At 70.7% G+C, this 17683-nt stretch carries 17 protein-coding genes; 8 read left to right on the top strand and 9 right to left on the bottom strand.

From position 1 onward, the window contains the following. The first annotated feature begins 143 nt into the window (after positions 1–143). The 7 genes from AB0M35_RS15075 to ribD all read left to right on the top strand — a co-directional run bounded on the left by AB0M35_RS15075 (position 144) and on the right by ribD (position 6277). A complete protein-coding gene (locus AB0M35_RS15075) occupies positions 144–272 on the top strand; it encodes a hypothetical protein (RefSeq protein WP_363745560.1) in 129 nt (42 codons plus the stop codon). Between the two features lie 264 nt (positions 273–536). After that, positions 537–2114 carry a phenylacetate--CoA ligase family protein gene (locus AB0M35_RS15070; RefSeq protein WP_363745558.1) on the top strand — a complete coding sequence of 526 codons (1578 nt, stop codon included), beginning with the start codon at positions 537–539 and terminating at the stop codon, positions 2112–2114. A 2-nt stretch (positions 2115–2116) separates the two neighbouring features. After that, on the top strand, positions 2117–2557 hold the full coding sequence (locus tag AB0M35_RS15065; protein ID WP_363745557.1) for a DUF4188 domain-containing protein: 441 nt from the start codon (positions 2117–2119) through the stop codon (positions 2555–2557). Then, positions 2554–3633 carry a hypothetical protein gene (locus AB0M35_RS15060; protein ID WP_363745555.1) on the top strand — a complete coding sequence of 360 codons (1080 nt, stop codon included), beginning with the start codon at positions 2554–2556 and terminating at the stop codon, positions 3631–3633. The genes AB0M35_RS15065 and AB0M35_RS15060 overlap by 4 nt, the downstream gene beginning before the upstream one ends. Further along, complete coding sequence (locus AB0M35_RS15055; RefSeq protein ID WP_363745553.1) at positions 3634–4614, top strand: nitroreductase; 981 nt, start codon at positions 3634–3636, stop codon at positions 4612–4614. 254 nt (positions 4615–4868) lie between these two features. Continuing rightward, on the top strand, positions 4869–5396 hold the full coding sequence (locus AB0M35_RS15050) for a hypothetical protein (RefSeq protein WP_363745551.1): 528 nt from the start codon (positions 4869–4871) through the stop codon (positions 5394–5396). Next, positions 5396–6277 carry a bifunctional diaminohydroxyphosphoribosylaminopyrimidine deaminase/5-amino-6-(5-phosphoribosylamino)uracil reductase RibD gene (gene ribD / locus AB0M35_RS15045; protein ID WP_363745549.1) on the top strand — a complete coding sequence of 294 codons (882 nt, stop codon included), beginning with the start codon at positions 5396–5398 and terminating at the stop codon, positions 6275–6277. Before AB0M35_RS15050 ends, ribD begins: the two co-directional genes overlap by 1 nt. Positions 6278–6474: 197 nt before the next feature. On the opposite strand, the gene AB0M35_RS15040 is transcribed toward ribD, so the two are convergent. Further along, complete coding sequence (locus AB0M35_RS15040) at positions 6475–7797, bottom strand: helix-turn-helix domain-containing protein (protein ID WP_363745547.1); 1323 nt, start codon at positions 7795–7797, stop codon at positions 6475–6477. 267 nt (positions 7798–8064) lie between these two features. Next, positions 8065–11091, bottom strand: coding sequence for a BTAD domain-containing putative transcriptional regulator (locus AB0M35_RS15035; RefSeq protein WP_363745545.1), 3027 nt, complete (start codon positions 11089–11091; stop codon positions 8065–8067). 361 nt (positions 11092–11452) lie between these two features. Between AB0M35_RS15035 and AB0M35_RS15030 the strand changes: the two genes are divergently transcribed. Next, positions 11453–11836, top strand: a complete 384-nt coding sequence (locus AB0M35_RS15030; protein WP_363745543.1) for a nuclear transport factor 2 family protein — start codon at positions 11453–11455, stop codon at positions 11834–11836. Between the two features lie 93 nt (positions 11837–11929). Here AB0M35_RS15030 and AB0M35_RS15025 read toward each other — a convergent pair whose 3' ends face one another. The 7 genes from AB0M35_RS15025 to AB0M35_RS14995 are packed head-to-tail and all read right to left on the bottom strand — an operon-like array spanning position 11930 to position 17682. Further along, positions 11930–13384, bottom strand: a complete 1455-nt coding sequence (locus AB0M35_RS15025) for an MFS transporter (protein ID WP_363745541.1) — start codon at positions 13382–13384, stop codon at positions 11930–11932. After that, the gene (locus tag AB0M35_RS15020; RefSeq protein WP_363745539.1) at positions 13381–13860 is read right to left on the bottom strand and encodes a hypothetical protein; all 480 of its coding nucleotides are present in this window, start codon (positions 13858–13860) and stop codon (positions 13381–13383) included. Before AB0M35_RS15020 ends, AB0M35_RS15025 begins: the two co-directional genes overlap by 4 nt. Continuing rightward, entirely contained in the window at positions 13857–14696 is an 840-nt protein-coding gene (locus AB0M35_RS15015; RefSeq protein ID WP_363745537.1) for a 4'-phosphopantetheinyl transferase superfamily protein, read from the bottom strand. The genes AB0M35_RS15020 and AB0M35_RS15015 overlap by 4 nt, the downstream gene beginning before the upstream one ends. Then, positions 14680–15834, bottom strand: a complete 1155-nt coding sequence (locus AB0M35_RS15010) for an acyl-CoA dehydrogenase (protein WP_363745535.1) — start codon at positions 15832–15834, stop codon at positions 14680–14682. The genes AB0M35_RS15015 and AB0M35_RS15010 overlap by 17 nt, the downstream gene beginning before the upstream one ends. After that, the gene (locus tag AB0M35_RS15005; RefSeq protein WP_363745533.1) at positions 15831–16511 is read right to left on the bottom strand and encodes a hypothetical protein; all 681 of its coding nucleotides are present in this window, start codon (positions 16509–16511) and stop codon (positions 15831–15833) included. The genes AB0M35_RS15010 and AB0M35_RS15005 overlap by 4 nt, the downstream gene beginning before the upstream one ends. Continuing rightward, complete coding sequence (locus tag AB0M35_RS15000) at positions 16508–17413, bottom strand: hypothetical protein (RefSeq protein ID WP_363745531.1); 906 nt, start codon at positions 17411–17413, stop codon at positions 16508–16510. The genes AB0M35_RS15005 and AB0M35_RS15000 overlap by 4 nt, the downstream gene beginning before the upstream one ends. A gap of 2 nt (positions 17414–17415) precedes the next feature. Then, entirely contained in the window at positions 17416–17682 is a 267-nt protein-coding gene (locus tag AB0M35_RS14995; protein ID WP_363745529.1) for an acyl carrier protein, read from the bottom strand. Between the last annotated feature and the right edge of the window lies 1 nt (position 17683).

The raw sequence follows: 17683 nt of genomic DNA, 5'->3' as shown, positions 1-17683 counted from the left end.
CGCCGCAGTGTAAAGCACGTTGACAACGGCGTGGACCACTTCCATCGGTGGTGGTCCACGCCGTTGCGCGTGGGTTGGCGCGGCTGCTCCGCGGACAACCGCCGGCACATCGAAGCCCGAGCCCGGTCCAGCGAGACGGTGGTGTGAGTACCGACGGATTCACCGCGACGCCCGCCTTCGTCATCGATCTGCACAGGTCCGCGCCGCCCGACGATCGACGGCAGCGGATGCCTTTCGGGTACGCCGAGAAAGGGCTCATCCCGGTACGGTGACCTCCTTGCCCGCCATGCGGTAGTGGCGGGTCCGCCCGCCGTAGCTGCCAGCTGAGGGCATGTCTGCGTATCTCGGCCACGGCGGTCGCGGTGGGCGCGTCGACCCGCCGGACCCGACGGAGGACGCAGCGGACGCAGCCCGATGCCCGCCTCGGGCTGCGTCCGGACCGGCGGGCACGATGAGTTCGTCTGAGTAGGGATGCTCAGGGCGGACACCGTCCGCGGTCTCAGGTGTCGGCCCGTCGGCATCGCGAGGATCATGGCATGGCCGATCTGCCGCACCGACACCTCGCTCTGCGTACCACTTCTTCACCGCTGCCGGCCGTGGCCGCGCGTGGCCGGCAGGCCGTGCTGGCCCCCCTCGGGCGCGCGGTCGCCGCGCTGAGCCGGCTCGTCAGCCGCCACCCCGCCGGATGGCGGTGGATGGCGCGGCGACACCATCCGGCCCTGGACACGCTGGCTGCGGCACACGCGCAGTCCGTCTGCGTACGGGCCGCCCGGCAGGTGCCCGCCTACCGGGCCTTCCTGCGCGCCCGGCCGGCCGGTGTGCGTCGTCGGCTGTCGGATTTCCCGGAGACCGACAAGGTCGGCTACGTGGTGGCCCACGACGCCGCCGCACGCTGCTGGGGCGGGCGGTTGCCGACCCGTGGGGTGGTGGTCGACGAGTCGGCCGGCTCGTCCGGGCGGCCGTTCAACTGGCCTCGTGGGGACCGGGAACTGCGGGCGGTGCACCGGGACATCGCCGGCTACACCGGGCTGGTCTTTCCGATGCGTCGACCGTTCGTGATCAACGCCTATTCGATGGGGGCCTGGGCGACCGGGACGACGACCGGCGCCGCGATGGCCCGGGTCGCGATGGTGAAGAACACCGGCCCGGACCTCGGGAAGATCGTCGACACGCTCCGCGAGTTCGGCCCGGACTTCGACTACCTGGTGACCGCGTACCCGCCGTTTCTCAAGCATCTGCGCGACCGGCTCGACGCCGAGGAGTTCCCCTGGTCGCGGTACCGCATCTACGCCAGTTGCGGAGGTGAGGGGATGACCGAGGCGCTGCGCGACTACCTGGAGCAGCGGTTCGCGCTGGTGCGGTCGGCGTACGGGGCCTCGGACCTGACCATCGGCATCGGCGCGGAGACCCGGTTCACCGTGTGGCTGCGGCGACGGTTGCAGAACGACCGCGCGCTGCGGGTCGAGTTGCTCGGCGCCGACGAGCAGCGGCTGCCCATGGTGTTCCAGTACAACCCGTTCGCCACCTACCTGGAGACCAATGAGCAGCGGGAGCTGGTCTGCACGGTCACCGGTGACGTGCTCCAGCCCCGGCTGCGCTACAACATCGGTGACGAGGCGCTGCTCGTGCCGTACCGGCGGATCGTCGAGTTGGCGCACGCCGACCCGGTACGCCGGGCCGAGTTCCGCACCGCCGTCTCCGTCGAGCGGATGACTCTGCCGGTGTTGCTGCTGTTCGGTAGGCGTGACTCCACGGTCTCCTACCTGGGGGCCAACCTCTACCCCCAGGACGTCGAGTACGGCCTCTACGCCGGCAACTCGTACGCCGCCGAGATCAATCGCTTCTGTCTGGCGCTGGTCGAGGACGCGGCGCTGGAGACCCGGCCGGTGATCCACATCGAACTGCGCCGCCCGCTGCCCGCCTCGCAACACGAAGCCCTTGCGGCCGCCTGCCGCAGCGGGGTACGCCGGCACCTCACCTCGGTCTCCCGTGACTTCGCGCAGTCCCTCGTGGAGGACCCGACCGCCGGTGACCTGCGGGTGGAACTACACGAACCCGGCAGCGGCCCGTTCGCCGGCGAACAAAAGATCAAGAACGTCTATCTGGTGAGGTGACCATGCGTACCCGTGACTTCTCCCGCGCCCCCGCGCAGGCCCGCGCCGGCGCCATGTTCATCGGCGCGACCCGCTACACCAACCCCCTGGTCCTGCTGCGGCTGGCACCGGCCTGGTTCCGGATGCTGCGCGACATGCGCCGGATGTCCGGCTACTGCTGGCACACCGTCTACTGGCAGTTCCCGTTGACGCTCGGCACGATCGCCTTCTTCACCGACCGCGACGCGATGCTGCGCTTCGCCCGGACCCGCCACCACCGCCGGTTGATGGTCTGGCTGACCGACGGCACCCGCAACGCGACCGCCGGCTTCATCCGGCTCTACACCGCTGCGCCGGACGGATACTCCAACGGCACGTGGCGAGCCGAAGGCCCGGAGATGGGACACATCACCACCTTCACCCCCATCGGTGCGGAGACGATCGGGCCGGAGGTCGTGCGGTGAACACCCGGTTCGAACGGGTCACCGGTCGCCGGGACCTGCGGGAGTTCCTCACGCTCACCGATCGGCTGTACACGGGCGAACCGCGTCACGTGCCCACCCCACGCCAGCAGATCCGGCGGTGGTGGCGCGACGGCGTGCCGATGTACCTGCTGCGTAACGCCACCGGCACGGTGATCGGACGCACCACCCTGCACACCGACGCGGCCTTCGACGCCAAACTCGGTCGCCGCTGCCAGCTTTTCGGGCTCACCGAGTTCACCGAGCCGGCCGCCGGGCCGCTGTTCGACGCGATCACCGCGTACGCCGACGCCGACCGGGACCTGATCTTCGGCCCGGTGGCGCTGCTACCCAACCAGGCCGGTGGGGTGATCACCTCCGGGTACGCCGACCGGGGCTTCGTCGACAGCGCCTGGAACCCGCCGCACTACGTGACCGCCTACGAGGCGTACGGGTTTCACCGCCGCTTCGAAGCCGACACCTGGATCTGCCCCGTGCCCGCACCGGCGCAGCCGAAGCCGTCGACGTACATAAAATCGGACGGCATACGGCTCGAAGTGCACCGAGGTGACCTGCGGCGCCTCGACGAGCAGCTCGACCTGCTGCGCGGGATGCTGAACGACTCCTTCGCCCAACTCGGCTACTACACCCCGATCTCCGCCGAGCAACTACGGCGGCAGACCGACGGGCTGGCATACCTGCTGGACGAGTCGTTGCTGCTCTACCTGACCCGCGACGGCGCTGCGGTGGCGTTCGTGCTCTGCGTACCGGACATCAGCGAATTCCTGGCCGGCGTCCGCGGCGACCTGCACCCGGTCAACCAGCTGCGGTTGCTGGCCGCCCGTCGCCGTTACCGGCGGGAGGCAGTGCTGATCATCAAGGGCGTCGTGCCGCAGTACCAGGGACACGGCTACCAGCGGCTGCTCTCCGCCCACCTGCACCACAACCTGTACGCCGCCGGCTACACCACCCTGCGCAGCACCTACGTCGAGCGGGACAACCCGGCATCGGCCGCCCAGTACCGGCGCCTCGGTGGTCGCCCGCTGCACGGGTACACCTTCTACGCCAAGGAGCGATAGGTGGACCTCGACGCGTTCCGCGCGCTCGAACCGCTGTGCTGGCGGGCCCCGAGCGCCCACAACACCCAGCCGTGGCGGCTACGGTACGAACCCGAGGCGATCCGCGTCGGATGGACCGCCGCCCACACGCTGCCAGCAGGTGACCCCACCGGTCGCGACCTGCGACTGTCCCTCGGCGCCTTCGTCGAGACCTGCCTGATCGTCGCGGCCGACGCCGACCTGCACCTGCAGTACGTCGCCGATCACGAGGACCAGTGGGTGGGTTGGCTACAGCCGGCCGAGGACCGCTACCCGACCCCCTTCCGCGCCACCGACGTGTGGGAACGCCGTACCGACCGGGGTCGGTTCTCCGCCGGTCCGGACCCGGAGGCGCTCGCGGCGGTGGACCGGGAGGCCCGGCAGGCCGGCGGCGAGGTACGGGTGGTGCCGCAGGCCGACCGCCTCAGTGCCCTCCTGCGCACCGCCGACCGTCACCTGTACGCGGACCCGGCGGTCACCGCCGAGTTGCGCCGTTGGCTTCGGCTCGATCCGACGCATCCGAACTACCACACCGACGGGCTCACCGACCGCTGCCTCGCCCTGTCCCGGCCCGTCGCGATGGGGCTAGGTGCGGCGCTGGCCGCGTACCCGGTCCTGCGTCCGCTGGGTCTGCCCCGACTGCTCGCGGCCGCCGACGACCCACTGGCCCGTGGTGGCACCGTGCTGGCCCTGGTCGCCCCCGACCGTCTCGACCAGGCCGGGCAGATCGAGTTCGGACGGGTGCTGATGCGGTGCTGGTTGACGCTGCACACGGCCGGGCTGGCTACACATCCGCTGAGCCAGCTGATCGACGTGGCCGTCACCCGCACGACCCTCGGCACGCTGCTGGACGTAGCGCCGGACCGGCTGTTGCACGTCACACGGGTGGGCCGACCCACCCGGCCCGCGCCTCGGTCGGCGCGCCGGGTCGCAGGCGGTGGACCGACCTACGGTCCGACCTGACCGTCGCACCGTGTCGCGTCCGGGGCGACTGCATCGGCGGTGGATGATCTCCACAGTCACTGGCATAGTCGGGCATGCCGGGCTGAGGGGAGACAGGGTGCCGCGCCATCCAGACACCACAATCACACCGAACACCGTCCTCAGCACTGCCCGGAAGCGGACGCCCTCACCGATACGGCCTGGCCAGTGCATGTCCCGCACCGAGTTGGCTGACGCCGTCAACGCTTCGCTCGACTTGCTATATCCCGACCGGAATGTCGCAGTCCACTACGTTGATTTCCGGTGGGTCGGCAAGCTGGAGCGTGGACGAGACCATCCATCTGCTGCGCGAGCAGTGGCATCTGCTGGTGCAGAACGACAAGCTGTTCGGTCCCGAGTATGCCCTGACGGGCGTCACCAAACAGCTGACCGCGATCACGGACTTCCTACCGGAGGTGCCCCGAGGGTTGCGGCCGGGCGCCGTTCGTCTCGCTGCCCAGTACGCCGAGTCCGCCGCCTGGCTCCACCAGTGTCTCGATGAAGCTGTGGCGGGCAACCGGTGGACACAGCAGGCGTTCGCCTGGGCAGAGCAGATCGACGACCCGATCATGACCGCGTGGGTGACCTACCGCAGCAGCCAACAACGGCTGACCAGCGGACACCCCACCCACGCCGTCGAGCAGGCGAACACGGCGTTGCGCTACGTCCTACGTCAACTCGCGCAACTCGGTACCGCGATCAACCGCCACCAGCAACTACCAGAGGTCCGCGACTTCCTCCACGATCTTCAAGGGGCCGGCTGATGGCATCCGCCGCTGAACTGGCCGCGATGCGGCAAGCGATAATCCTGTCATCGTTCGGACTGGGCACCACCAGCCCGAACCCACCCGTCGGCTGCGTCATCCTCGACCGCGACGGCAACACCGTCGGCACCGGCTACCACCACCGCAAAGGCCAACCCCACGCCGAGGTCAACGCCCTCGCCGCAGCCGGCACCGCAGCGCGAGGCGGCACCGCCGTCGTCACCCTCGAACCCTGCAACCACATCGGCGTCACCCCCGCCTGTCGCCAAGAACTCATCAACGCCGGCATCACCCGAGTCGTCATCAGCGTCATCGACCCCACTTCCCGAGGCGACGGAGGCGCCGCCGTACTCACCGCCCACGGCATCGACGTCGAAACCCACGTCATCCCCGACGAAACCCTCACCGTCCTGCGCCCCTGGCTCACCGCCACCCACCGCCGTCGCCCCTACCTGACCTGGGCCTACACTCTCGACCCCGACCACCGCGAGATAGAAGAGGAACTACTCGCAGAGTTGCGCGCCACGGCAGACCTCGTGCTCCATACCGACACGATCAAAGAGGGAATTCCGGGCGGCCACGCGCCCCAACACTTCACACTGCCCGCCGCCCCCACCAACGACCTACGGCAGTGGCTGGTCACCTGCTACGAAAGCGGCTCACGGAGGATCCTCGCAGTAGGGGCCCACCAGGCCCTGGTCCACAAGCTCGAACATGTCGATGAGCTCGTGATCGCTATCGAAAGGACACCACAGACTGGTGTATTCGGTCCCGCCATCCGCCACCCCACACCGGCAGGATTCGAGCTGACCGGCATCTTCCGCCACAGAACAGGTGCACGCATTCACCTTCGCCGAGCTAAGTTGACGCCCGAGCCGTAGCCCGGCGTGCCAATGGGACTGCGCCGCCAGTCCTCGTCTTAGCTGTGAATGCAGGGGAAGCCGAGCATGGTGATCGCGGGGCTCGTGACGCGTACGGGGGCGGAGCGTCGCCGGTGGTGAGACTCGCGCCACCGGGTCGCGGTGCGGACGAGCCGGGGGCACGCCGGTTGGCGTGCCGCCGCGGCCGCACCGCACTGTCAGACCCGGACGTCCAGAGCGCAGAGCTGGGCCGCGCGTACCAGGTGCAGGATCCGGAACCGGGACTGGCCGGCCGTGTACGAGGGGCGCACCAGGCCACGTAGCACCAGGGAGCGGACCGCGCGGCCGCTGTCGGGCAGGCTGCGGCCGGTCAGCGTCATCACCTCGGCCAGGTCGAAGGTCTCACCTTGGACGCAGAGCGCGTCGAGCAGTTCGCGTTCGGCAGTGGGTAGGGTGGCGAGCCGGCGGTCCAGGGCGTCGCGCAGGTTGGTGCCGCCGTCGGGGCCGGCGAGGTGGTGCAGCAGTTCGGCCGGACCGTCGTGCAGGCACTGGTGCAGGGTCGCGATGTCGTAGACGACCAGCCAGGAAGCGGCGGCGTGGACGGCCTGCGGTATCCCGTCGAGCCGCCGGCAGATGTCTGCGATCAGCGCGGTTTCCCGGGCGTCGGGGTTGACGTCGGGACGGTACCGGCGGGCCCGCTCCATGAAGATCCGTACGGCGGGTGCGTCCGCATTGAAGGGTTCGCCCTCGTCGGCGACGGCCAGCGGATTGAGCAGGAAGTGTCGCTCACCGGGTGCCCCCAGCGGGAATGCGGCGGTGACCAGGATCCGTAGACCCGGGCAGTCGCGCAGCAGCTGCACCACACGGCTGGGACAGGCGGCCTCCACCACCCCGTCGAGCACCAGCAGCGGCGGCCGGTCGGCGACGATCTCCACGAATGCGGCGATGTCGTCCGTCCCGTTCACGAGGTGCGGTCCACCGCCGGTGCCGAGCAGCTGATCGGCGGCGGCGCGTACCAGTGTGGACAGCCGGTCACTGCCGGCCGGACCGGTCACGGGACACCAGAGCACCGGGGTGCGGTCAGCAATGTGCAACCGGGTAGCCACCTCAAGGGCGAGGCGGGTGCGGCCGACGCCGTCTATCCCGACGATGGTCACCAGCCGTTCGGCGCCGGAGGCGAGTTCGTCGACGATGACGGCGGTCTCGGCCTCCCGCCCGAGTTGCACGTCGACGGCGAGGGGTGGGGCCGGCGGGTCGGCCTCGTAGCTGGCCTTCACCGCCCAACTGGTCCGTCCTTCGCCGGCGGCCGACTCCAGATCGGCGCGGGCCCGCACCCCGAGCCGCAGGCCGTCGGCGATCAGCCGTACGGTGTCCTGCCGTGGTCGGCGTGCCCGGCCCTGTTCGAGGTCGCGGATCGCCCGGACGCTGACGGTGGAGAGGTCCGCCAGTTCCCGCTGGGTCAGCCCGATACGCATGCGATGCTGGCGTACCAGTAACCCGAACAGCGGCACGTTCTCGGTGGTCGGCACGGCGATGCTCATCTGTTGTCCCACTCCCTATCACGATGTCGTGGCGACGGGGGTAGCGCGCCAGGAAGCGCCGTCCGGCACCGATCTCGACACCGGGACAACCGCCGTCACACACCATGGTCGTGATCTCGCTATCGGCGGGCCATCCTGCCGCCAATCGGTGGTGTCATCGCAGGTCAGGGCGGATTTTTGCAAGGTCGACAAGCTGTTCGCCGGGGTGCGGGGAGCGGCGCTGCCGGGTTCTCCCGCAGTGCGGTGATAGCGGTGATAGCGGCGAGGTCAGGAGGCGGACGGACCTGAGGTGGCGAGCTCCTGCGCCAGCCGTTCCGCCTCCCGCAGCTCAGGGCGCATGCCCCGGGCCCGGAAGGTCTCCGTGGCCTGCTCCAGCAGTTCGCCGGCCTCGACGAACTGACCGCTGTGGAACAGCAGCCGGGCCAGGTCGAGGCGCACCACCGCCGCGCCGCCGAGATCGATGATCTTCTCCCGCACCGCCAGCGCCTGCGCGTACGCCTCACGGGCCTGCTCGAAGCGTCCGCTGGCCTCGTGGACCTCACCGAGGTTGCGCAGCAGGTGTCCCTCGCCGATGATGTCGCGGCCACGGCGGACCATCTCCAGCACCTTCGCCAGAACCTGCTCCGCCTGAGCGTGCTCACCACGGCACAGCAGTACCTGCCCCGCGCGGCGCAGGGCGTGCGCCTCTCCGTGGGCGTACCCGACGGAACGGAAGACGGCCAGTGCCTCGTCGAGCTGATCCTGCGCCATGGCGGTGTGACCGCGGCGCATCCACACGTAGGCGCTCTGGGTCAGGACTGTCGCCCGGCCGATCACATCTCCGACTCGATCGAAGTCACGGGCCGCCTGCTCGTAGAGCACGAGCGCGCGGTCGTCCTCACCGATCTGCCGGTCCAGCAGGGCGAGATCCCGGCGGCACAGGGCGAGTCCGTGCAGATCCTCCAGCTCGTCGAAGATCTCCAGTGCCGCACCGAGTGACTGCCGTGCCTCGTCCGGCTGCTGCCGGCTCAGGTGCATCGTGCCCAGCGAGGCGAGAACAGCTGCCGTACCGCGTCGGTTGCCCGCCTTCTGAGCGGCTTCCAGGGCCCGCCGGTGCGTCCGTTCCCACTGATCGAAGTAGCCTCGTGCCTCGAACAGGGTCACCAGCGTGGTGGCCAGGTTCCACGAGAGTTCGTGCAGACCCGCGCGGGCGGCCTGCTCGACGGCCAGGCAGAGACTGGGCTGCTCACTGTCGAGCCATTCGAGCGGCTCGGTCAGCAGACTCTCGACGTAACTGGCCGGCGGATTCCATCGCATGCCGTCACCGCGCAGCAGGGTGTAGGCGCCGCCGTAGATGCGGGCGTGTGCCTGCTCGGCGATCGAAAGCCAGCCGCCGATCATCCGCTCGGTCGCCGCCAGCTGGACGGCTTCACCGTCGTGCAGGGTGAGCTGTTCGCGGGCGAACAGGCGGATCACCTCGTGGAACCGGTAGCGGAACTCGCCGGTGCGTTCGATGGCTACCGCGTCTAGCATCTGCACGTCCACCAGGGGTTCCAGCAGGTCGGACGGGAACGGACGGTCGTCGTCGAGCAGGGCGCCGGCGATCCAACCCGGCACCGTCGGTCCCTCCGCCAGGCTGAACAGCCGCAGCAGCCGCCGGTCGGGGCGGCGCAGGCCGTCGTGGGTCAGGGAGAGGCTGGCCCGCATCGTCATCTCGCCGTGCGCGAGCTCGTCGAGCCGGTGCCGCTCGTTGGCCAGGCGGTGCACCATCGACGCGAGATTCCAGTGCGGCCGGGCGGCCAGCCGCGCGGCCACGATCCGCAACGCCAGCGGAAGCCCGCCGACCGTCCGTACCAGCGCGATGGCGGCTTCCGGCTCCTGGGCCACCCGCTCGGCGCTGATCACCCGGCTCAGCAGTTGCAGGGCCTGCGACTGGTCGAGTACGTCCAGTTCGACCCGCTGGGCACCGGGCAGCGCGGTCAGCCGCGACCGACTGGTGACCAGGACCGCGCAGCTGCTGCTGCCCGGCAGCAGTGGCATGATCTGGGCCTCGTTGGCGGCGTCGTCCAGGACGACCAGCATCCGGCGTGAGGCCAGCAGCGTCCGGTACATCTCGGCGCGCTCGTCGGTGGTGTCCGGGATCACCGGGCCGGGAATGCCGAGCGCCCGCAGGAACCGGCCGAGGGCGTCCTTCGCGCTGACCGTGTCGACGCCGACGCCACGCAGGTCGCAGTAGAGCTGCCCGTCGGGGAACCGCTGCGCGCCGAGACGGTGTGCGACGTGGGTGGCGAGCGCACTCTTGCCGATTCCGGGTTTACCGGCGATGACCACGAGCCCGAGGGCCCGCTGCCCGTCGCCGCCGAGCAACGCGGCCTCGATCGTGTGCAGGATCGGCTCGTTCACCACGAAGTCCGCCGTGTCGGCGGGTAGCTGGTGCGGCTGCTCCTCGCCGTACGGGGCCAGTGGCGCGGTGGGCACGTCGGGGATGCGCGGTGACGTCGTCACCGGGGCCGGCGTGGCCGGCAGGTGCAGTGCGGGGTCTCTGGTGAGGATGGCGGTCTCCAGTTGGCGCAGCTCCTCACCCGGCTCCAGCCCCAACTCGTCGTTGAGCAGCTGACGGCCGGCACGGTAGACGTCGAGCGCCTCCGCCTGCCGGCCGGAGCGGTGCAGCGCCAGCATCAGCTGTCCGCGCAGCCGCTCGCGCAGCGGATGTTCGTGCAGCAGTTGGCTGATCTCGCCGACCAGTTCGTGGCTGCGTCCGAGGCTCAGTTCCAGCCCGAGGTACGTCTCGATCGCCGTCAGCCGCTCCTCGTCCAGCCGCAGCCCACGGGTGCGCAGTGCGTCGCTGGGTACGCCGCTGAGGCACGGCCCCCGCCACAGCGACACGGCGGCGCGCAGGGTTTCGGCCGCCTCGGCGAGCCTGCCTTCCTTGACCAGTACCCGCGACGCCATCACCTGGCGGTTGAACACCTGAAGGTCCACCGTGTCGTCGTCGGTCCGCAGGAGGTAGCCGGGGGCGCGGGAGACCACTGAGGCGTTGACGCCCGCCTGGGTGAAGCTCTTGCGCAGCCGTGACACGCAGATCTGGATCTGGGTACGGGCGGTGTCCGGTGCCTCGTCCGGCCAGACGAGATCGAGCAATCGGTCGGTGTCGACGAGCCGGCCTGCCTCCATGAGCAGGCAGGCGAGGATGATCTCCTGACGCCCCGGGGGGATGCGGACTGTCCGGGTCGGCCCGTCCACCTGGAGGGGCCCGAGGACGCGGAAGACGATCCCGGCCTCAGCGACCGGGAGGGTGAGGGTCAGGTTGTGCATGGTACTCCCAGGCCGACAGTGTGTTTCTGTTGAAACAGTTCACTCCATTGGCGACAGATTTGTCCAGCAGCCAAAACGAATGAGGTGATCTTCGACGGCTATCGATCGAAATTGCCCGTTTCCGGTCGTATCTCTGCATCTGTGCAGGCTGCTGCCCTGCGGAAACGGCGGGAAAATGCAACTCCCGCGCGACTCGTCGCCGTTTGGGATGCCACGAACGGCGCCCCGCCGGCCATCAGCGCGGATCGAGCGGTCGGTGGAGAAAGCGCCGTGATAGGCGGAAGTTGTCCGTCTCGTGGAGATTCTGTTCAGCGGCCGCACACGGGTGGGGGCCAGCTAGCCAGACAGAGGAGACCACCGGATGACCAGCTATGGGGGTTCGCTGAAGTATGGTGCCGCCACTGCGGCCGGGGTCGACCACGTTCGACTGTCGTACCACTATCTGAACATCGGTGACATCGACGGATTCGGCTCGCTGTTCGACGAGAACGTGCAGGTCCAGCGGCCGGACATGGTGCACGGGAACGGGCGCAACGAGGTGCTGCGTACCCATGCCCGGCTTGCCGGGCCGCCGAGCCACCACCAGATCTACAAGGTGATCGCGGACGGTGACGGTGTCGCCGTCACCGGCCGGTACACCGATCTGCCGGGCAAGAGCGGCCAGGACTTCGTCGACGTGTTCACCCTGACCGACGAGGGGATGCTGCTGGGCTACCGGCGCTTCTACTACGTCGCGCCGGACTGACCGGGTCAGCGGCCGGGATCCGTGGCACCAGGCGACGAATCCCGACCGCTTGACTTCTCAGGGCAGCGGGTCACGGCGCACCCGCCGGGTGGGTCAGGCGGACCGGTTCGTGCCAACCAGAAGCTCGTCCGTGACGCGGTCGGATTCGGCGTCGGTGATGAGGTCGGGACCGGATTCGCGCGGACCGTCGACGACCGCGGATACCGACGGCGCCCCGACCGTCGCCGGTGCTTCAATGGACAGGGCTGCCCCAGCCGGCGTGGGCTCGGTAGCGGGTGACGCGGTGCCGGTGGTGGCCGGGGCGCCCAGGCTCTCCGGCCCCGGTGCCGGCTGGCGTAGGGCCCGCAGCGCCGCTACGGGCGCGGCCAGGGCGACCAGCCCGCACACGAACCAGGTGGCGGTCACCCCGATCACGGCGGAGAGCGCGCCGAAGACGACGATCGACACCGGAACGGTGCCGATGCCGGCCAGCGTCAGCATCGACATCGCCGTGCCCAGCCGGGCGCGAGGGGACGCCTGCTGGTAGACGGTGACGATGGCCGGGCCGTTCAGGCCGGCCATCAGACCGACCAGCGCGCCGACCGCGGCGAGCGTGAACACCGAGTTCATCGCCGCCATTGCCAGGATGCCGAGACCGATGCCGACGCCCGTGACGACCAGGCGCACCATCAACGGGATGCGGTGGGCGAGCAGGGCACCGGCCAACCCGGCGGCGATCGCACCGCAGCTGAACGCCACCACGACCACGGCCACCGAGCCGACGCCCCAGCCCCGCCCGTCGACGATCAGCGGCAGGGCCACCTCGATCGGCCAGCCGAAGGCCATGTCGAGCAGGAACGCGCAGATGAACAGCCACCGCAGGCGACCGTACGTCCGCAGCAGGCGGATGCCGTCGCCGGAGCGCCGGAGCATGTTCTCGCCCGGCATCCGGTCGCCACCGTCCATGCCTCGGGTGACCACCCACATCGCGGCGAACGAGACCGTGCAGGTGGCCGCCACCACCGCCATGGCCTCCCACAGCTCACCGGTGGCGATCAGCCAGGCGCCGATCGGGGTGCCGATGATCGGCGCGAGTCGGGTGACCAGGGACGACAGCGAGTTCGCTCGGGCCAACTGCTCACCTCCGGCCAGCCGGGGCATCAGGGTGCCAGCGGCCGGGCTGCCGATGCCCAGCAACACCCCCTCGATGGCTGCGACCACCACCAGTGGCCAGAACCATGGCGTGGTGAAGGTGACCACCGCGGCGGTGGCGAGCAGCAGGGCGCGGGCGGAGGTAGTCCGTAACAGGACGAACCGGGCACCCAGCGTGTCGGCGATGGCACCGGAGAAGATGAGCGTCAGGGCGCGGGGGATGGTGCCGGCCAGCATCAGGGTGGTGATCGCGCCCACGCCGCCGAGTTGGACCGCGGTCCAGGCCAGGGCGACGAGCAGGACGTAGTCGGCGGTCAGCGACAGACCCTGGCTGGCGGTCAGGGTGATGACCTTCCGCCACTGGACCGCCGCCTGGCCCCCGTCGGGTGCGGCCTGGGGCTTGTCGGTAGACGTCATCGGATTTCCTCACTCTGAAGGGGAGTCGTTGGTGGGGGGCCGGGCGGTGTCGGCGTGTCCTGGCGGGTCCGGTGCGGCCCGGACGGAGGGCAGGGTGGCGGGAGCAGCACGCTTCCGCAGCCGCCGTGCAGTGCGTTCTCGACGGCCCGCCGTGCGGCGAGGCGTTCGGCGGCGGCATCGGCCGGGCCCGGTGCGTTGACCCGCAGGATGCCGCCCAGATCCGAGCGGCCCAGACGGGCCAGGGCCTCCACGGCACCCCGCAGCGCCGCGTCATGCCGGGCGGGCGTACAGGTCAGGACGGGTATCGCCGAAGGGGTGAAGCGGACCTGCGGCGCAGCGCCCGGCGGGTACGGTCCGCCGGCCGCGGACCGCCGGGCGGTGCACCGGTCGTCGTGCTCACCGCAACGGCCCCGGCCCGGCCCGGTGGAGTTGGCTGGCCGGCAGCGCCGGCGGGCGGGTTCCGGATGCTGTCTCATGCGGCCCTCCTCGCAACGTTCGGCGGGGACGAGTCCTCGTCTCCCGGTGGTCGGGTGGCCTCGGTCCGCCCGGATGGTCGGCCGATCGGTGCGTCGGTGTGGACGCCGTACGGGTAGGTTCGCCAGTCCCACTCGAACATCCGTAGCCGTCGGGGCCGGTCACCGACCGTGGCCAGGGTGGCGACGAAGCCCGGCGGGGCGGGCAGGTCCCGCAGCGACCAGCGCTGCCCGACGAAGGCGCCGGTGCCCTCGACGATCCCGGGTACCAGGACGCCGAGGCGCAGCCCGTCCAACAGGCGCCCGCCGCTGGCTTTCACGCACGCCTCCTTGCGCGACAGCAACCGGTGATAGGCGGCGTTGCGCGCGGCGTCGTCGGGCTGTCCGGCGACCTCGGCGGCCTCCTCGGGCGGCATGAACCGGGCCGCGAGGGCGCTGGCCTGGACATCGTCGCGAATCTGCTCCACGTCCACCCCGACCGGGTCGTGCAGGCGGACGGCGAGCAGGGCATGACCTCCGGAGCGGCTCAGACTCCACTGCCACCGGCGCCACTCGCCGTCGAAGTACGGCTTGCCGTTGGGGCCGCGTGCCCAGTGCAGCGCGTAGCCGGCGACGTCGAGGTAGCTGCCCAGTACCGACCGCACCGCCCCGTGCGCCGCCACGAAGCGGTGGGCCGCCTGCTCGTCGCGCAGCCGGTGCGCGCGCCGAAGCTCGTCGGCGTCGAGCAGCGCGGTGAACGGGTCGACGGTCTCGCGTGCGACATCCAGCACGATGTGCCACACGTCGGTGCCCGGCGGCGCCCCGACGTCGACCCAGACCGGCTCACGCGGCGCGGACATCGGGAAGCCGTCCCTGCAGATAGCCCTCGGCGAGGGTTAGCCGTTGAATGTTGCCGGTGCCCTCCATGAATTCGAAGGCCCGCGCGTCGCGCAGGAGCTTGTCCAGCATCGGGTGCTCCCAGCGCGCCCCTGGCCCGAGCAACCGCACCGCGGTGGTGGTGATCTCCTCGGCGAGGCGGGTGGCACGCAGCTTCGCCGCGGCGGCCAGTGTGCCGTCGCGTGGATCCTCGTCGACGGATCGGGCGGCGGCCAGCACCAGGGCGCGGGTGCCGGCGAGGCGCTGCCGCCAGTCGGTGAGCAGGTGGCGCTCATCGACCCGGTACCGGCGGCGTTCCGCAACGACCAGGTCGTACGCGGCCTGGGCGACGCCGAGCGCGAGGCAGGACACCACCGGGCGGTACCGGTTGAAGGTGCGGGTGGCCGCCCACATGCCCTGCCGGGTGGCGGAACGGTGCCGGCCGAGAATGTCGGCCCCGTCGACCGGTACGTCGTCCATCCGCAACTGGCTCAGCTGCAACCCGCGCAGGCCCAGCGTGGACAGCGGCGCGGCGGTGAACCCGGGCAGGTCGGTGCCGACGAGTACCGCCACCACACCCAACGGACCTGGGTTGCGGCGGGCGAAGACGACGCCGATGCGGGACCGCAGGCCGTTGCCGACGTACCGCTTCGCGCCCTGGAGCAGGAAGCCGTCGCCCTCGCGGCGCAACGTGGTGCGCATGCTGCCCGGGTCGGAGCCGTGCGCCGGTTCGGTCATCGCGAAGAACGTCCAGGTGGGTTCGGCGGCGACGGTTTCCCAGAACCGCTGCCGCTGGTCGTCGTCGGCGAGGTCCGCGATGACGGACGCGGACATCGACGGGCCGGGAAGGGCCAGCACCGCGGCGGCGTCGGCTCGGGCCAGTTCCTCCAGTACGACGACCCGTTCGACGCACGTGTCCAGCAGGACGGGCCGGTCGCCGACCCGCAGCGGGTCCGGGTTGTACTCGGCGGGCAGGCCGGCGAAGCGGCGCCACGGCAGTCCGCAGCCGGGTGACGTGACAGCGAGGTCCGGGTTCCGGTCGAGATCCAGCGCGTTGGCGCGCAGCAGATCCGCGTACGCGCGAGCATGCGCACGCAGGTCGGTGAGGAAGTCGGTGCTCATGACGCCTCCACGTCGGTCGGGGGCGGGTAGGTTTCGGCGAGCAGCTCCGACACGCGCAGGTCACCGCCGGGCCCGTCGGTCAGGAAGCCGGCGGCACCGAACAGGTGCAGGCAGCTGCGACCGCTCTCATCGAGGGCGCGGTGCACCCGGTGCAGCTCGGCCCCGTACGGGCCGGCGCCGGTGTCGAGCAGGGCCCGCGCTTCGGCGATTCCGGCGGCCGCGTCGGCGAGGATTCCCCGGACCATCGGCAGGTTCAGCGTGACGACACCGGCGACGGTCCGGCCGCGCAGGTGCGCGGCGGCCAGGTCGAGCAGCCGGGTGGTCAGGCCGAGCCGGATCCAGGCGATCCCGGCCGTCCAGGCCGGCCCGGTGTCCGGGTCGGGGCCGCCGCCCGGTACCCGCCAGGCGATCAGCGCCCCGTCGCCGGTGACGACCCGGTCCAGCACCGTCTGCCCGTACGGCTGCGGCCGTGGACCGTCCGGTGTGGCGCACCGGTCGCTGGCTGCGTAGACGGCGTCCGGTAGGAGAGTGTGGCCGCCCGGGCCGACCGGTACGACCCCGGGGCTGGTGTCCGCGTGGAGCGCGCAAAGTGCCGTGACCGCCCCTGCGGTGTACGCGAGTGTGCGGTACCGCCGCAGGTCGGCGGCGGTGGCCGGCGTGCTGACGGTGATGGTCATCGGACCAGCTCCCTCGCCTTCTGGGGATGGGTGGCCAGGTGTCGCATGGCGGGCGGTGCGATGGTGCCGGCCGGGTGCCGCAGCGGTTCGGGGTGCGATGCCGGCAGGGTGACGGTGACGGCGCACCGGTACGGCAGCACCGGATCGCGGTCGGCGACCAGCACCCGGCCGCCGTCCGGACGGGTGTCGAGCAGTTCGGCGAGGGCCAGCCACACCCCGGCGCAGGGGTGTCCCGGTTCGGCCCGCCGGACGGGTACCCCGGTCGGCAGGTCGGCCTGGTTGGTGCCGGCGACGACCAGGTCGACGTCGGTTTCCAGCGCCGCCGCCACCCCGGTACGGGTGACCGCCACCGTCGGCACGTCGAGCCCGATGGTGCCTTCCGGGCCGAGCAGCAGGGCCACCGCGACATCCCGGACGGGCCGGACCGCCGCGTCGTCGGGCGGCAGCGTCGACTGTTCCATGATCAGGATCAGCGCCCGGGTGGCCGCGCCGGTACGCAGGTACCGATGGGCGATCCGCAGCGCGGTGAACGGGCCCGCCACCCCCTGCTCCGACACCCCGAGCATGATCGGGTCGCCGGTGAGGACGTGTGACAGGACCGGCCCGGGGAAACTCTGGTGCCGGCAGTCGGGGCTGGCGTCGACGGTGATCACCAGGTCGACGCCGACGAGTTCCGGGCCGAGCTCCTGGACGACCGTACGGACCATGTCGTGGTAGCTGACCATCGGCGCGTCGGTCAGCCAGGACACGTCGGTGAAGTCGCCGTAGAGCGCCTCCATGCGTTCCAGCAGGTTGGTCCGGTCGTCCGGGTCGCACGGGATCACCGGGTGGGTGAAGGTGCGGGTGACGAGGCGTTCCAGCGCCGGACCGGCCCGTTCGTCGGGCTGCCGCAGGGCCGACATGATCAGCGGCTTTCGGCGAGGAAGGCGGCCAGCGATCCCACCGACTCCAGGTGAGCCTGTTCCAGGCTCTCCGGGTCGACCTGCGTGTCCAGGGCGTCCTCCAGGGTCATCAGCAGGGCGAGGACGCTGGTGGAGTCCAGGTTCAGATCGTCGAAGAGTCGGGTCTCGACGGTGACGTCGGTGAGTTCCTGGCGCAGCACTTCCTCGAGAGCGGTGACGATGACGGTGACGATCTGCTCGTTGTCGGTCTCGACGGTGGTGGCGTTCATC

It is taken from the genome of Micromonospora sp. NPDC051196, from assembly GCF_040682415.1.
In the GTDB taxonomy this organism is placed as follows: domain Bacteria; phylum Actinomycetota; class Actinomycetes; order Mycobacteriales; family Micromonosporaceae; genus Micromonospora.
This window is presented reverse-complemented; position numbering and strand designations above follow the sequence as displayed.

Coding starts and splice junctions, on each gene's coding strand:
- AB0M35_RS15030 (WP_363745543.1), top strand. CDS start 11,453: ATGACCAGCTATGGGGGTTCGCTGAAGTATGGTGCCGCCACTGCGGCC.
- AB0M35_RS15015 (WP_363745537.1), bottom strand. CDS start 14,696: ATGTCCGCGCCGCGTGAGCCGGTCTGGGTCGACGTCGGGGCGCCGCCG.
- AB0M35_RS15040 (WP_363745547.1), bottom strand. CDS start 7,797: ATGAGCATCGCCGTGCCGACCACCGAGAACGTGCCGCTGTTCGGGTTA.
- ribD (WP_363745549.1), top strand. CDS start 5,396: ATGGCATCCGCCGCTGAACTGGCCGCGATGCGGCAAGCGATAATCCTG.
- AB0M35_RS15050 (WP_363745551.1), top strand. CDS start 4,869: ATGTCGCAGTCCACTACGTTGATTTCCGGTGGGTCGGCAAGCTGGAGC.
- AB0M35_RS15070 (WP_363745558.1), top strand. CDS start 537: ATGGCCGATCTGCCGCACCGACACCTCGCTCTGCGTACCACTTCTTCA.
- AB0M35_RS15020 (WP_363745539.1), bottom strand. CDS start 13,860: ATGAGACAGCATCCGGAACCCGCCCGCCGGCGCTGCCGGCCAGCCAAC.
- AB0M35_RS15025 (WP_363745541.1), bottom strand. CDS start 13,384: ATGACGTCTACCGACAAGCCCCAGGCCGCACCCGACGGGGGCCAGGCG.
- AB0M35_RS15035 (WP_363745545.1), bottom strand. CDS start 11,091: ATGCACAACCTGACCCTCACCCTCCCGGTCGCTGAGGCCGGGATCGTC.
- AB0M35_RS15000 (WP_363745531.1), bottom strand. CDS start 17,413: ATGTCGGCCCTGCGGCAGCCCGACGAACGGGCCGGTCCGGCGCTGGAA.
- AB0M35_RS15005 (WP_363745533.1), bottom strand. CDS start 16,511: ATGACCATCACCGTCAGCACGCCGGCCACCGCCGCCGACCTGCGGCGG.
- AB0M35_RS15010 (WP_363745535.1), bottom strand. CDS start 15,834: ATGAGCACCGACTTCCTCACCGACCTGCGTGCGCATGCTCGCGCGTAC.
- AB0M35_RS15065 (WP_363745557.1), top strand. CDS start 2,117: ATGCGTACCCGTGACTTCTCCCGCGCCCCCGCGCAGGCCCGCGCCGGC.
- AB0M35_RS14995 (WP_363745529.1), bottom strand. CDS start 17,682: ATGAACGCCACCACCGTCGAGACCGACAACGAGCAGATCGTCACCGTC.